The sequence below is a fragment of the Streptomyces xanthii genome, from assembly GCF_014621695.1.
GTDB lineage: Bacteria > Actinomycetota > Actinomycetes > Streptomycetales > Streptomycetaceae > Streptomyces > Streptomyces xanthii.
In genome coordinates this window covers 5,048,800-5,060,945 of record NZ_CP061281.1, presented here as the reverse complement: position 1 = coordinate 5,060,945, position 12,146 = coordinate 5,048,800, and the positions used below count along the sequence as shown (strand labels likewise).

At 72.8% G+C, this 12,146-nt stretch carries 13 protein-coding genes; 5 read left to right on the top strand and 8 right to left on the bottom strand.

Annotation, left to right across the window (positions count from 1 at the left end; all coding sequences use genetic code 11):
- Positions 1-54: 54 nt before the first annotated feature.
- The 3 genes from IAG42_RS22895 to IAG42_RS22885 are packed head-to-tail and all read right to left on the bottom strand — an operon-like array spanning position 55 to position 3,217.
- On the bottom strand, positions 55-909 hold the full coding sequence (locus IAG42_RS22895; protein WP_188338824.1) for a sugar phosphate isomerase/epimerase family protein: 855 nt from the start codon (positions 907-909) through the stop codon (positions 55-57).
- Positions 906-2,063 carry a dihydrodipicolinate synthase family protein gene (locus IAG42_RS22890; RefSeq protein WP_188338823.1) on the bottom strand — a complete coding sequence of 386 codons (1,158 nt, stop codon included), beginning with the start codon at positions 2,061-2,063 and terminating at the stop codon, positions 906-908. The genes IAG42_RS22895 and IAG42_RS22890 overlap by 4 nt, the downstream gene beginning before the upstream one ends.
- A complete protein-coding gene (locus IAG42_RS22885; RefSeq protein WP_188338822.1) occupies positions 2,060-3,217 on the bottom strand; it encodes a Gfo/Idh/MocA family protein in 1,158 nt (385 codons plus the stop codon). Before IAG42_RS22885 ends, IAG42_RS22890 begins: the two co-directional genes overlap by 4 nt.
- A 171-nt stretch (positions 3,218-3,388) precedes the next feature.
- Between IAG42_RS22885 and IAG42_RS22880 the strand changes: the two genes are divergently transcribed.
- Together IAG42_RS22880 and IAG42_RS22875 are read left to right on the top strand one after the other, a co-directional pair.
- The gene (locus tag IAG42_RS22880) at positions 3,389-4,435 is read left to right on the top strand and encodes a LacI family DNA-binding transcriptional regulator (protein ID WP_188338821.1); all 1,047 of its coding nucleotides are present in this window, start codon (positions 3,389-3,391) and stop codon (positions 4,433-4,435) included.
- A 59-nt stretch (positions 4,436-4,494) separates the two neighbouring features.
- The gene (locus tag IAG42_RS22875; RefSeq protein WP_188338820.1) at positions 4,495-4,962 is read left to right on the top strand and encodes a GNAT family N-acetyltransferase; all 468 of its coding nucleotides are present in this window, start codon (positions 4,495-4,497) and stop codon (positions 4,960-4,962) included.
- On the opposite strand, the gene IAG42_RS22870 is transcribed toward IAG42_RS22875, so the two are convergent.
- From IAG42_RS22870 to IAG42_RS22850, 5 genes are all read right to left on the bottom strand, one after another.
- Positions 4,952-6,010, bottom strand: coding sequence for a vWA domain-containing protein (locus IAG42_RS22870; RefSeq protein ID WP_188338819.1), 1,059 nt, complete (start codon positions 6,008-6,010; stop codon positions 4,952-4,954). The two genes, IAG42_RS22875 and IAG42_RS22870, sit on opposite strands and share 11 nt — an antisense overlap.
- Positions 6,011-6,243: 233 nt before the next feature.
- Positions 6,244-6,780 carry a GNAT family N-acetyltransferase gene (locus IAG42_RS22865; RefSeq protein ID WP_188338818.1) on the bottom strand — a complete coding sequence of 179 codons (537 nt, stop codon included), beginning with the start codon at positions 6,778-6,780 and terminating at the stop codon, positions 6,244-6,246.
- A 9-nt stretch (positions 6,781-6,789) separates the two neighbouring features.
- Positions 6,790-7,530 carry an SAM-dependent methyltransferase gene (locus tag IAG42_RS22860; protein ID WP_188338817.1) on the bottom strand — a complete coding sequence of 247 codons (741 nt, stop codon included), beginning with the start codon at positions 7,528-7,530 and terminating at the stop codon, positions 6,790-6,792.
- Between the two features lie 134 nt (positions 7,531-7,664).
- Positions 7,665-8,483, bottom strand: coding sequence for an alpha/beta fold hydrolase (locus IAG42_RS22855; protein WP_188338816.1), 819 nt, complete (start codon positions 8,481-8,483; stop codon positions 7,665-7,667).
- 31 nt (positions 8,484-8,514) lie between these two features.
- A complete protein-coding gene (locus IAG42_RS22850) occupies positions 8,515-9,270 on the bottom strand; it encodes a VOC family protein (protein WP_188338815.1) in 756 nt (251 codons plus the stop codon).
- A gap of 52 nt (positions 9,271-9,322) precedes the next feature.
- Between IAG42_RS22850 and IAG42_RS22845 the strand changes: the two genes are divergently transcribed.
- The 3 genes from IAG42_RS22845 (at position 9,323) to IAG42_RS22835 (ending at position 12,006) form a co-directional block, all read left to right on the top strand.
- A complete protein-coding gene (locus IAG42_RS22845; protein ID WP_223206127.1) occupies positions 9,323-10,162 on the top strand; it encodes an inositol monophosphatase family protein in 840 nt (279 codons plus the stop codon).
- Between the two features lie 94 nt (positions 10,163-10,256).
- Positions 10,257-11,195, top strand: a complete 939-nt coding sequence (locus tag IAG42_RS22840; RefSeq protein ID WP_188338814.1) for a bifunctional helix-turn-helix transcriptional regulator/GNAT family N-acetyltransferase — start codon at positions 10,257-10,259, stop codon at positions 11,193-11,195.
- A gap of 10 nt (positions 11,196-11,205) precedes the next feature.
- Positions 11,206-12,006, top strand: a complete 801-nt coding sequence (locus IAG42_RS22835) for a sugar phosphate isomerase/epimerase family protein (RefSeq protein ID WP_188338813.1) — start codon at positions 11,206-11,208, stop codon at positions 12,004-12,006.
- The last annotated feature ends 140 nt before the right edge of the window (positions 12,007-12,146 follow it).

The following is a 12,146-nucleotide window of genomic DNA, read 5'->3' as shown; positions in this document are numbered from 1 at the left end:
GGGCGCCCGGCGACGATGCCCGGCCCCCACGGCGGGGCGCCCCGCGTCCAGTCCTCAGCGTGCCCGCGCCACCTCCGCGAACCGGGACACCGTCTCCCGCAGAACCTCTCGTCCCTCCCGCTCCCACAGGCCGTCGTTGAAGAGCTCGACCTCGACCGGGCCCGTGTATCCGGCCTCCTCGACGTACCGCCACCACAGCGCCAGGTCCACGGCCCCGTCGCCGAGCTGCCCGCGGCCGTTCAGGACGCCGGCGGGCAGCGGGGTGACCCAGTCCGCGAGCTGGAAGCTCGCGATCCGTCCCGTCGCGCCCGCCCGGGCGATCTGCGCCGGGGCCGCCTCGTCCCACCACACGTGGTACGTGTCGACGCACACCCCCACCTGCTCCGCGGGAAACCGTTCCGCGATGTCGAGCGCCTGACCGAGCGTGGAGACGGCGCACCGGTCGGAGGCGAACATCGGGTGGAGCGGTTCGATGGCGAGCCGCACCCCGCGCTCACCGGCGTAGGGCGCCAGTTCGGCGATCCCGTCGGCGATCCGCTCGCGCGCCGCGACGAGGTCGCGGGACCCGGCGGGCAGCCCGCCCGAGACCAGCACCAGGACGTCCGTGCCGAGGACGGCGGCCTCGTCGACGGCCCGCTTGTTGTCGTCGACGGCGGCCCGCCGCTCAGCGCCGTCGATCGCGGTGAGGAATCCGCCGCGGCAGTGCGTGGACACGGACAGCCCGGCGTCCCGCAGCAGCCCGGCCGCCTTCTCGACCCCGTACGCCTGCACGGGCTCGCGCCACGTGCCGATGTGCCGCACCCCCGATTCCACGCAGGCGTCGACGAGTTCGGGCAGTCCGAGCTGCTTGACGGTCATCTGGTTGATGGAGAAGAGGGGGTGGGCGGCTGCGGCCCCGGGCGCGGTCATCGGGTCACTCCGTACAGGGCGAGCAGCTGCTTCATCCGGGCCTCGGCGAGCCCCGGGTCGGGGAACAGGCCGAGCCCGTCCGCGAGTTCGTAGGCCTTCGCGAAGTGCGGGAGCGAGCGGGAGGACTGGAGCCCGCCGACCATCGCGAAGTGGTCCTGGTGCCCGGCGAGCCAGGCGAGGAACACGACACCGGTCTTGTAGAAGCGGGTCGGCGCCTGGAAGAGGTGCCGGGACAGTTCGACGGTCGGGTCGAGGAGCGCGCGGAACCCGTCCGTGTCTCCCTGGTCCAGTACGCGTACGGCGTGCGCGGCGAGCGGCCCTAGCGGGTCGAAGATGCCGAGCAGCGCGTGGCTGAAGCCGCGCGCGTCGCCGGCGATGAGCTCGGGGTAGTTGAAGTCGTCGCCGGTGTAGCAGCGCACGCCCTTGGGGAGTCTGCGGCGCAGTTCGACCTCGCGCCGCGCGTCGAGCAGCGAGACCTTGATGCCGTCGACCTTGTCCGGGTGCTCGGCGATGACCTCGAGGAAGGTCTCCGTGGCGGCGTCGAGGTCGGCGGAGCCCCAGTACCCGTCGAGCGCGGGGTCGAACATGGGGCCGAGCCAGTGCAGGACGACCGGTTCGGCGGCCTGGCGCAGCAGGTGCCCGTAGACGTCGAGGTAGTCCTCGGGGCCGCGGGCGACGGCGGCGAGCGCCCTGGACGCCATGAGGATCGCCTGCGCGCCCGTCCCCTCCACGAGCGCGAGCTGCTCCTCGTACGCGGACCTGACCTCGGCCAGGTCCTTCGGTACGGCGGTGAGCTGGTCGGTGCCGACGCCGCAGGCGATGCGCCCGCCGACGGCCCGCGCCTCGGCGGCGGACCGCTTGATCAGTTCGGCGGCGCCCGCCCAGTCCAGGCCCATGCCGCGCTGCGCGGTGTCCATGGCCTCGGCGACGCCGAGCCCGTGGGACCACAGGTGGCGGCGGAAGGCGAGGGTGGCGTCCCAGTCGACGGCGGCGGGGCCGTCGGGGCTGGTGTCGGCGAACGGGTCGGCGACGACGTGCGCGGCCGAGAAGACGACGCGGGAGGCGAGCGGGGCGCCGGCGTCGAGGGCGAGCGGGGTGGCGCGCGGCTCGTAGGCGCGCAGCTCCCCCGCGCTGTCGGGCAGCTGGATCGTCACAGCGTGATCTCCGGAACGTCGACGCGGCGACCCTCGGCGGAGGCCTTCAGGCCCAGCTCGGCGAGCTGCACACCGCGGGCGCCGGCCAGCAGGTCCCAGCGGTAGGGCGCGTCGGCGTAGACGTGCTTCAGGAAGAGCTCCCACTGCGCCTTGAAGCCGTTGTCGAACTCCTGGTTGTCCGGGACCTCCTGCCACTGGTCGCGGAAGGAGTAGGTGGCCGGGATGTCCGGGTTCCACACGGGCTTGGGGGTGGAACTGCGGTGCTGGGCACGGCAGTTGCGCAGGCCGGCGACGGCCGAGCCCTCGGTGCCGTCGACCTGGAACTCGACGAGTTCGTCGCGGTTGACGCGCACCGCCCAGGAGGAGTTGATCTGCGCGATCGCGCCGCCGTCGAGCTCGAAGATGCCGTAGGCGGCGTCGTCGGCGGTGGCGTCGTAGGGCTTGCCGTTCTCGTCCCAGCGCTGCGGGACGTGCGTGGCGGTGAGCGCCTGCACGGAGGTGACGCGGCCGAACAGCTCGTGCAGCACGTACTCCCAGTGCGGGAACATGTCGACGACGATGCCGCCGCCGTCCTCGGAGCGGTAGTTCCAGCTGGGGCGCTGGGCCTCCTGCCAGTCGCCCTCGAAGACCCAGTAGCCGAACTCGCCGCGCACGGACAGGATCTCGCCGAAGAAGCCGCCGTCGATGAGCCGCTTCAGCTTGAGCAGGCCCGGCAGGAAGATCTTGTCCTGGACGACGCCGGACTTCACGCCGGCCGCCCGGGCGAGACGGGCCAGTTCGAGCGCGCCGTCGAGGCCGGTCGCGGTCGGCTTCTCGGTGTAGACGTGCTTGCCGGCGGCGATCGCCTTCTTGAGGACCTCCTCGCGGCCGGAGGTCATCGCGGCGTCGAAGAAGATGTCGACGCTGTCGTCGGCGAGGACGGCGTCCACGTCGGTGGAGATGTTCGCCTCGTCGAGGCCGTGCTTCTCGGCGAGCGCCTCCAGGGCGTACGCGCGGCGGCCGAGGAGCACCGGCTCGGGCCACAGCACCGTGCCGTCGCCGAGGCCGAGCCCGCCCTGCTCGCGCAGCGCGAGGATCGAGCGGACGAGGTGCTGGCGGTAGCCCATGCGCCCCGTCACCCCGTTCATGGCGATGCGCACCGTCTTGCGTGTCACGTGAGTCCCTCCGTCGGGCGTGCGGCGCCGCGGCCACCGCATCTAGCAAGCGCTTTCTATACGAGGAGAAGCTAGCCTCTGCACAACCACTCGGACAAGAGCGGGTGCACGACCGATCCGAACCGACCCTGGACAGGCCACAGGCCGACGCCGACGGAGGCTGACTCGACGATGACCGTGACCCTGGCGGATGTGGCCGCCCGCGCACAGGTGTCCCCCGCCACCGTCTCGCGCGTCCTGAACGGCAACTATCCGGTGGCCGCCGCCACCCGCGAGCGCGTCCTGAAGGCCGTCGACGAACTGGACTACGTCCTCAACGGCCCGGCGAGCGCGCTCGCCGCCGCCACGTCCGACCTGGTCGGGGTTCTGGTCAACGACATCGCCGACCCGTTCTTCGGGATCATGGCCTCCGCCGTGCAGTCGGAGATCGTGGGCCCGGGCGGCCGCGCGGGCGGCGAGCGCCTCGCCGTCGTCTGCAACACGGGCGGCTCCCCCGAGCGCGAGCTCACCTACCTCACCCTGCTGCAGCGCCAGCGTGCCGCCGCCGTCGTCCTCACCGGCGGCGCGATCGAGGACGAGGCCCATGTCGCGGCCGTCGCGGGCAAGCTGCGGCGCCTGTCGGAGGCGGGCACCCGCGTCGTCCTGTGCGGCCGCCCGCCGGTGCCCGGCACCGACGCGGTCTCCGTGACCTTCGACAACCGGGGCGGCGGCCGCGAACTGACCCGCCACCTGCTCTCCCTCGGCCACCGCCGCATCGGCTACGTCGCCGGGCCCGAGGAGCGCACGACGACCCGGCACCGTCTGGAGGGACACCGTGAGGCGCTCGCCGACGCGGGCGTCACGGAGTCCGACGACCTGGTGGTGCACGGCACGTACGACCGGGCGACCGGCCGGGCGGCGACCGCGGAACTGCTGCGCGGCGCCCCGGACCTGACCGCGATCGTCGCCGCGAACGACACGGTGGCGCTCGGCGCCTGCGCGGCCCTGCGCGAGGCCGGACTGCGCGTCCCCGAGGACGTCTCGGTCGCCGGCTTCGACGACCTCCCCTTCAGCGCGGACGCCGTCCCCGCTCTCACGACCGTCCGCCTCCCCCTCAGCGACACGGCCGCCCGCGCGGGCCGCATCGCGATGGGCCGCGAGGAGGCCCCCGAGGGCGGCGTCGACGTGGTCGGCGGCGAACTGATCGTCCGCGGCTCGACGGCTCCGCCGCGCGCCTGACCGCTCACCCCCGGCCGAACGGCCCGGCGCCCGCACCCGGCCGTGCCACACTCGGCGCCATGACGCATGACCACGACGGCGGCCGGCTGAGCGTCGGCGAGGCCGACAAGGCGCTCGACGCACGCCTGTCCCAGGGCCTCGACGAGGTCAACTTCCCGGCTACCGGCACCACTTCCGCCGATCAGACCTCCCTCTCGGTGAAGGTCGTCGACGAGACGGGCGAACTCGTCGGCGGCCTGTCCGGCTGGACCTGGGCCGGCCTGTTCGGCATCGAGATGCTGTGGATCCGCGAGGCGAGCCGGAAGGACGGCTGGGGGACGCGGATCCTCGCCGCGGCGGAGGAGGAGGCGCGCCGGCGCGGCTGCGACCGCGCCTGCGTCTCCTCCTTCACCTTCCAGGCCCCGGCGTTCTACCAGCGTCACGGGTACGTCGAGACCGGCCGCACCCTGGGCATTCCCGGCGGCGCGGAAGACGTCCACATGTTCAAGAAATTCACCAGCGCCGGGAATTCCCTTTTCAGAGCATGATGAGCAGCCGCGTGTTCGCCTTCAGCTTTCGGTTGACCGAGCGGCTCTGCACATAGACCTCCAGCTTCGGATTGTTCCCCGCCTTCACCGACACCGTGCCCTTGATTCCCGTACCGAAAAGAAGGCTGCGCGCCGCGTCTCCCGTATAGGCGCGGTCGGTGTCCTTCTCCACGACGACGACTTCCTTGTCGGGCTGGACCTGGACGCGCGCACCCAACTGGTAGTAGCAGGAACCGCGCTCATAGGTCACGCCCGGATGGGAATTCACGAACGAGCGGATCTCGGCCTCCTTGTCGACCTTCAGGAGCCGGTACTTGTCGGCCGGTATCGGCTCCAGGTTCGCCCGCACCTCGTCGACGGATATGTCCTGGCCGACCGCGAACAGGTTCTTCGTGCCGCGCACGCCCTGCTCGCGCCCGCGCAGGAAGCTGGTGGCGGCGGCGCGCACCGTGCCGATGGCCTCCTCGACGCCCTGCTTCGAGTCCGCGTCCCAGATCGCGATGTTCCCCGCGGGGAAGCCGTAGTTCTGCGCGGTGCGCTTGGCCAGCGAGTTCGGCACGAGGATCGCGGACGTCCAGTGGTCCGGCAGGCCGCCCATCTTGGCGGTGATCCGGTCGAGCCACGGCCCGAGGATCGACATGTCGCCGTCGTGCCGGCGGTCCCCTCCCGACGCGTTCTCCTCCCCGTCCGTCACCACGATCTGGAGGAAGCTGTGCTCCCCGTACTCCTCCCAGATGTGGTCCAGGTCGTCCAGGGATTTCAGCGAGGCCTCGATCAGCGCCGTCGCCCCGTTGTTCACCTTGTAGAGCCCGCGCATGGACGGAAGGTGCTTCACGTCCATGTCCCACACCAGGTTCTCCACCCGGTGGTCGAAGGAATAGAGGCTGATCCGCGTCTCGTGCCCGAGGCTGTCCGATTCCGCCTTCAGTCCGGCCACGAATTCGTCGACGACGCGCACGAGCTGGTGCTGGTGCTGATACATGGAACCGGAACTGTCCACGACGAGTGCGACGTGATTCACCTTGTGCTGGATCTTGCGCACAGACATGCCTACGCTCCCCCTCCGACGGGAATTCCCCGTCCCCCGAGTGATGTATTCACTCTAGGGGCGACCACTGACAACGCCCCGCCCCGCGGAACGGCCCCGCGCGGACCGCGCCGAGGCCCCAGCAGGACGAGATCAACGAGAAGATTCACACGTTCCTGGAGGCCTACTTCCCGTTCCCGGGCCGCTTCGAGCGGTCCGCCGGGGCGGCGGGCTGACGCGCGCCCGGTCGAGGGTCACGCGGACTGCGCCGCCGCCCCGCTCACCCGCTTCTCCAGCAGGGTGAACGACTTCGGCTTCGTGCCCGGCTGCGGCTTGCCCTCCTTGTGGCCGACGACCCGGTACCCGGCCTTGATGTAGTACGCCTTCAGGGCCGGGTTGGTGGCCACGCAGTCGAGCCGCGCCAAGGGGCGCCCCCGCTCGGCGACGCGGCGCTCCGCCGCGCGCAGGAGTTCGCGTCCCGTGCCGGGCGGGACGCTGCCGTGCGCCACCATCAGGCGGTGCACATATCCGGCCGTCGCCGGCTGCGGGCCCCACGCGGCCTCGTCCTCCCACCACAACTCCCAGGCCCCGACGGCCCGTTCGCCACTCTCCGCGAGCCACACCTCGCCCCCGCGCTCGCGTGTGCGGCGGAAGTGGTCCACGCCGAGTTCGCCCGGGCGCCACTGGCCCGTGACGCCCCGGCTCAGCATCCAGCGGGCGGCGTCGTCACGCAGTCCCACGACCGTGGCGAGGTCGGTGTCGTCGGCGAGGCGGAAGCGCAAGGTGTCCATGGGGCCGTTCTACAGGGCGGGCGTGCGGCGCAGGACGAGGGTCAGGAAGCCGAAGCTGTCCCGGTAGGCGTGCAGCCACTCGTCGCGGCGGGCGTGGGACCAGTCCAGGACCTCGGCGCCGTCCTCGTGGCCGGGGTGGTCGAGCGCCCACTCGGCGAGCGTCCCCCACAGCGACCACTCGTAGTGGTCCAGCTCCTGGCGGGTACTCGCATGCCCGTACACCGGCACCCAGCCCTCCCCCACGACCCGGTCCACGGTCGACGCGAGATCCGTGAACTCGCCGAGCACCTCGACCGCCTCCGCCGTCGGCTCGCTCAGCCAGTACCCGTCTCCGATCAGCACGCTCCCGGTCGGGGCGAGCCGGGCGCGGGCGCCTTCCAGCGTGGGCAGGAGCCCGCCGAACGCGTGCGCCGAGCCGACGCTCAGCACCGCGTCGAAGGGCTCCGGCGACGTGTACTCCTCGGCCTTCTGGCAGTGCAGCTCCAGCCGGTCCGCGACGCCGCGCGCCTCCGCCGCCGCCCGCGCGATCTCCAGCGACTTCTCGGACAGGTCCACCCCCACGGCCCGCAGCCCCGGCCGCGTCTCCAGCGCCCGCAGCAGCCACTCCGCCGTCCCGCACCCCAGATCGAGCACGCGGCCGCCGTCCCGGGGCAGCACCCGGTCGAGCAACTGCCGTACGGACGCGTCGCCGAGCGGGGACTTGATCGGGTGCCGGGTGTGCGCCAGGTTCGAGATCATCTCAGGGGTCATCCGTGCACCCTCCCAAGCCGACCGTCCCCACGCACCCGCTTTTCCCTGATGCCCGGCCCGAGGAGAGCGCGGGCGCCTGCTGCCCCGAGGAGCCCGGCATCAGTCCCGAGGCCCACGCCCACCGGCCGGCCGGTTCAGCAGATTTCCTTGAGGAAGCCGAGCAGCGACTCGTTGAAGGCCTCGGGCTGTTCGGCGCCGGGGAGGTGGCCCGCGCCGTCGATGACCGTGAGCTGCGCGTGCGGGACCAGGGTCGCGATGGACCGCGCGTCGGAGACCGGCGTGTAGACGTCGTCCGCACCGACCACGATCAGGGTCGGGGCCGTGACCGAGGCCAAGGTGTCGCCGTAGTCGGGGCGTTCGGCGCGGCCGCGCAGGGCCGCCGCCGCGCCGCGCGGGTCCGTGGCGCGCATCATGCCGAGGACCTGCGCGGCCACGTCGGGGAGCGCGGTGACGTTGTACGCGGCGAGCATCTTGTCGATGACCTCGTCCGCGTAACCGGCCATGCCCTCGGTGAGGAGGCGGTCGGCCAGGGCGTTGCGGAAGGCCTTGCCGTCGGGGGTCTCGGCGCCGTAGGACGTGTCGGAGAGGACCAGGGCGCGCACGCGGTCCGGGTGGCGGCGGTGGAAGTCCATGCAGATCTGGCCGCCCATGGAGACGCCGCCGATCACGGTGCGGTCGATGCCCAGGTGGTCGAGGAGCGCGGCGATGTCGTCGGCGAAGTCGGCGAGGAACACCTGGCCCGGGGTGACGTCACTGTCCCCGTAGCCGCGCAGGTCGGGGGTGATGACGCGGTGGCCGGCGGCGGCGAGGGCGTGGGCCTGCGGGGCCCACAGGGTGTGGTTGAACGGGTGGCCGTGGACCAGGACGACCGGAGTGCCGTCGGCGGGGCCGGACTCGGCGCAGTTCAGGGTGATGTCGCGGTCGGTGAGGGTGATGCGGCGGACGCTGCTCATCGCGGTTCCTTGGGTCGTTCCGGTGGCGGGCTCAGGTCAGGGACAGGACGCAGAACTCGTGGTCCTCGGGGTCGGCGAGCACGGTCCACGACACCTCGGGGCCCTGGCCGAGGTCGAGATCGGTGGCGCCGAGGGCGCGGAGCCGGTCCGTCTCCGCCGCCTGGTCGTCGCCTGGGTACGGCAGCAGGTCGAGGTGGATGCGGCGGGCGGGGGCGGCGGTCGGCGGGCCGGGTGTGCGGAGGAATTCCACGTAGGGGCCGATTCCCTGCGCCGCGCGGAGGCGGGCCGCCTCACCGGTCGTCTCGACGACCGTCCAGTCGATCGCCTCGCCCCAGAAGCGGGCCATGGCGTGCGGGTCCGCGCAGTCGACGACGACGGCCGCGAGGGGCCCGCTGTCGCGGTAGGTCTCGCGGGGCTCCAGCACACAGAACTCGTTGCCCTCGGGATCGGCGAGGACGGTCCAGGGGACGTCGTCGCCCTGCCCGACGTCGGCGGGTGTCGCGCCGAGCGACTTCAGGCGGGCGATCAGTTCCGTCTGCTGGGCGGGCGAGGTGGTGGCGAGGTCGAGGTGCACGCGGTTCTTCGCGGCCGGCTTCGGGTCCGGTACGGCGATGACATCGAGGGCCACGGCCGTGCCCGGGGCGCGCCAGTCGAATCCGGGCGGCTGTACGGCCGTCCCGCCGGGCCCCGCGCTCACGGCGTCCCAGCCCAGCGCCTGTGCCCAGAACCGGCCGACCGCGACGTGATCGACGGCCTTCACGTTCACCTGCATCGGTCGCAACGGCATGTTCGTGATCTTACGTAGCCCGCTCCCCGGGCGTCGCCCCTATTCTCCCGTCATGCCGATCATGAACACGTCTGCCCCGAGCCCCGCCTCCGACGCCCGACTCGCCGTCCAGGCCGCCCTGTCCGGCGCCGCCGTCGTGCGCGCGATGTACGGGACCTCGCTCGCCCGGGTCGACAAGGGCGCCGGCGACTTCGCCACCGCCGCGGATCTCGCCGCCGAGGAGGCCATCCTCGACGTGCTGCGGCGGGCCCGCCCCGGGGACGCCGTGACGGGCGAGGAGAGCGGGCGCGGCGGGACCGAGGGCGCGGCACGGCGCTGGCTGGTGGACCCCTTGTGCGGGACGCTCAACTACGCCGTCCGCACCATGCTGGCCGGCGTCAACGTCGCCCTCCGCATGGACGGTTCGACCACCGCGGCCGCCACCGCCGACCCCTTCAACGAGGAGGTCTTCTGGACGGACGGCGACGGGAACGGGGGTTCCTGGCTCCGGGACGCGGAGGGCACCGACCACCCCCTCTCCCCCTCCGCCGCCTCCCGGCTCGTGGACGTCAACCTCGATCCCCCGTACCCGAACGCCCCCGGCTTCACCGCGGCCCGCCTCCTCGCCACCCCTGGTTTCGCCGAGCGCTTCCGCCCCCGCGTCGTCTCCACGACCCTCGCGGTCGCCTGGGTCGCGGCCGGACGCCGGGCCGCGTACGTCACGGACGGCGACCTCCGCGACAGCGTCCACTTCGCCGCAGGCATCGCGCTGTGCCGCGCGGCCGGCTGCGTCGTGACGGGCCTGCGCGGCGAGCCGGCCCTGAGCGGCCCGGACGGCCTGGTCGTGGCGGCCGACGCGGAGACGCACGCCGTTCTGCTCGACCTGGTGCGGGAGGTGCGGGACCAGGGCTGACGTCCGTTCCATGGACGCCCCGCACCCCTCGGCGTACGCTGGCAGGACCCTCGATCTCTGACTCAGTCAATGATTCACGTCGCGAGGTGGCGTCATGACCGTGCAGGACATCCGGTCCTTCAACCGCTTCTACACCAATGTCATCGGGGCGCTGGACTACGGCCGGCACCTCTACGCCCCGTACACGCTCACCGAGTCCCGTGTGCTGTACGAGCTGGCGCACACGGAGCACGTCGACGCCGCCGACCTGCGGGCGCGGCTGTCGCTCGACTCGGGGTACCTCAGCCGGATCCTCGGGAAGTTCGAGCGGGCGGGGCTCGTCGAGCGGGCCTCGTCGGGGGACGATGCGCGGCGGCGCCGGGTGACGCTCACCGCGCGCGGGCGCGAGGCCGCCGATCTGCTGGACGAGCGGTCCCGGGAGGCCGTCGGTTCGCTGCTCTCGACCGTGCCGGCCGGTGACCGGGAGCGGCTGTCCCAGGCGCTGCGCACCGTGCGGGAGGTCCTCGGGGACGGGCGCGCCGCCCCGCATCCGGACAACGTGCTGCTGCGCGAGCCCGGCCCCGGCGACCTCGGCTGGATCGTCGCGCGCAACGGGGCGGTGTACGCGGCCGAGTTCGGCTGGAACGCCGACTACGAGGGGCTCGTCGCCCGGATCGTGGCGGACTTCGCCCAGGACCACGACCCGCATCTGGAGCGGGTGTGGATCGCCGAGCTGGACGGGCGGCCTGTGGGGTGCGTGATGTGCGTACGGGACGCCGCGCCCGGCACGGCGCGGTTGCGGCTGCTGCTCGTGGAGCCGGAGGCACGGGGGCTCGGGATCGGGGACCGGCTGGTGCGGGCCGTCGTCGACTTCGCGCGCGGGGTCGGGTACCGGGAGCTCGTGCTGTGGACGAACGACGTGCTCAAGGCCGCCCGGTCGCTCTACCAGCGGCACGGGTTCGTACTGGCCGGTGAGGAGCCGCACCGGTCGTTCGGGGCCGATCTGACCGGTCAGGACTGGCGGTTGCCGTTGCGCGACGGCGGCGCTGGGTAAGGTCCGGGCCATGAAACTGGCGTTCTCCACCCTCGGTGTCCCTGGTCTCCCGCTCCCCCACGTCCTCGCGCTCGCCACGGAGCACGGCTATCACGGCGTGGAGCTGCGCGCCCATCCCGAGGAGCCGGTGCATCTCGGACTCACGCCCGGCGAACGGGCCGATGTCGCCGCGGCGTTCGGCGACGCGGGCGTGGAGGTGCTCGGGGTCGCCGGGTACGCGCGCGTGGCGGCGCCCGGGGAGGACGAGCCGGTGCTCGACGAGATGCGGGAGCTGGTCGATCTCGCCGGGGACATCGGCGCCTCGTACGTGCGGGTCTTTCCCGGGGCCGGGGAGGAACAGGACTCCGAGGTCGCCGACGCGGCCGCCGCGCGGCGGCTCGGGGCGGTGGCCGCGCACGCGGCGGACCGGGGGGTGCGCGTGCTGCTGGAGACGCACGACTCGCATCGGACCGGGGCGGACGCGTGCCGGGTCGTGGGGGCCGTGGGGCACGGGAGCGTCGGCGTGCTGTGGGACGTCATGCACACGTGGCTGGGCGGGGAGCAGCCCGGCGAGACCTACGCGGCGATCTCGCCCTACCTGGGGTATGTGCAGGTCAAGGACATCGCGGGGGACGGCGACACGGTGCCGCTGCCGCTGGGGGGCGGGGTGCTGCCGCTCGGGGAGTGTGTGGAGGTGCTCAGTCGGGCGGGGTGGGACGGGTGGCTGTGCTGGGAGTACGAGGCCCGTTGGTACGACGGGATCCCGGCGCTTCCTGAGTTGCTCGGTGCGGGGCGGGACTATGTGGGCCGGTTGCTGAACGAGTCGGCGTAGGCCCGGGGTTCGGATCCCCGTCTGCCGGGTGCGGATTCGTCGCCGGGTGCGGGTCCGTCGTGGCTGGTCGCGCAGTTCCCCGCGCCCCTGAAATGCAGACCCTTCGGGTCGCATTTCCCCGATGAGGCGACGCCCCGATG

Excerpts from the sequence above, each read along its gene's own strand:
- IAG42_RS22895 (WP_188338824.1), bottom strand. The coding sequence starts at position 909 with ATGACCGCGCCCGGGGCCGCAGCCGCCCACCCCCTCTTCTCCATCAAC.
- IAG42_RS22880 (WP_188338821.1), top strand. The coding sequence starts at position 3,389 with ATGACCGTGACCCTGGCGGATGTGGCCGCCCGCGCACAGGTGTCCCCC.
- IAG42_RS22875 (WP_188338820.1), top strand. The coding sequence starts at position 4,495 with ATGACGCATGACCACGACGGCGGCCGGCTGAGCGTCGGCGAGGCCGAC.
- IAG42_RS22870 (WP_188338819.1), bottom strand. The coding sequence starts at position 6,010 with ATGTCTGTGCGCAAGATCCAGCACAAGGTGAATCACGTCGCACTCGTC.
- IAG42_RS22865 (WP_188338818.1), bottom strand. The coding sequence starts at position 6,780 with ATGGACACCTTGCGCTTCCGCCTCGCCGACGACACCGACCTCGCCACG.
- IAG42_RS22860 (WP_188338817.1), bottom strand. The coding sequence starts at position 7,530 with ATGACCCCTGAGATGATCTCGAACCTGGCGCACACCCGGCACCCGATC.
- IAG42_RS22855 (WP_188338816.1), bottom strand. The coding sequence starts at position 8,483 with ATGAGCAGCGTCCGCCGCATCACCCTCACCGACCGCGACATCACCCTG.
- IAG42_RS22850 (WP_188338815.1), bottom strand. The coding sequence starts at position 9,270 with ATGCCGTTGCGACCGATGCAGGTGAACGTGAAGGCCGTCGATCACGTC.
- IAG42_RS22845 (WP_223206127.1), top strand. The coding sequence starts at position 9,323 with ATGCCGATCATGAACACGTCTGCCCCGAGCCCCGCCTCCGACGCCCGA.
- IAG42_RS22840 (WP_188338814.1), top strand. The coding sequence starts at position 10,257 with ATGACCGTGCAGGACATCCGGTCCTTCAACCGCTTCTACACCAATGTC.
- IAG42_RS22835 (WP_188338813.1), top strand. The coding sequence starts at position 11,206 with ATGAAACTGGCGTTCTCCACCCTCGGTGTCCCTGGTCTCCCGCTCCCC.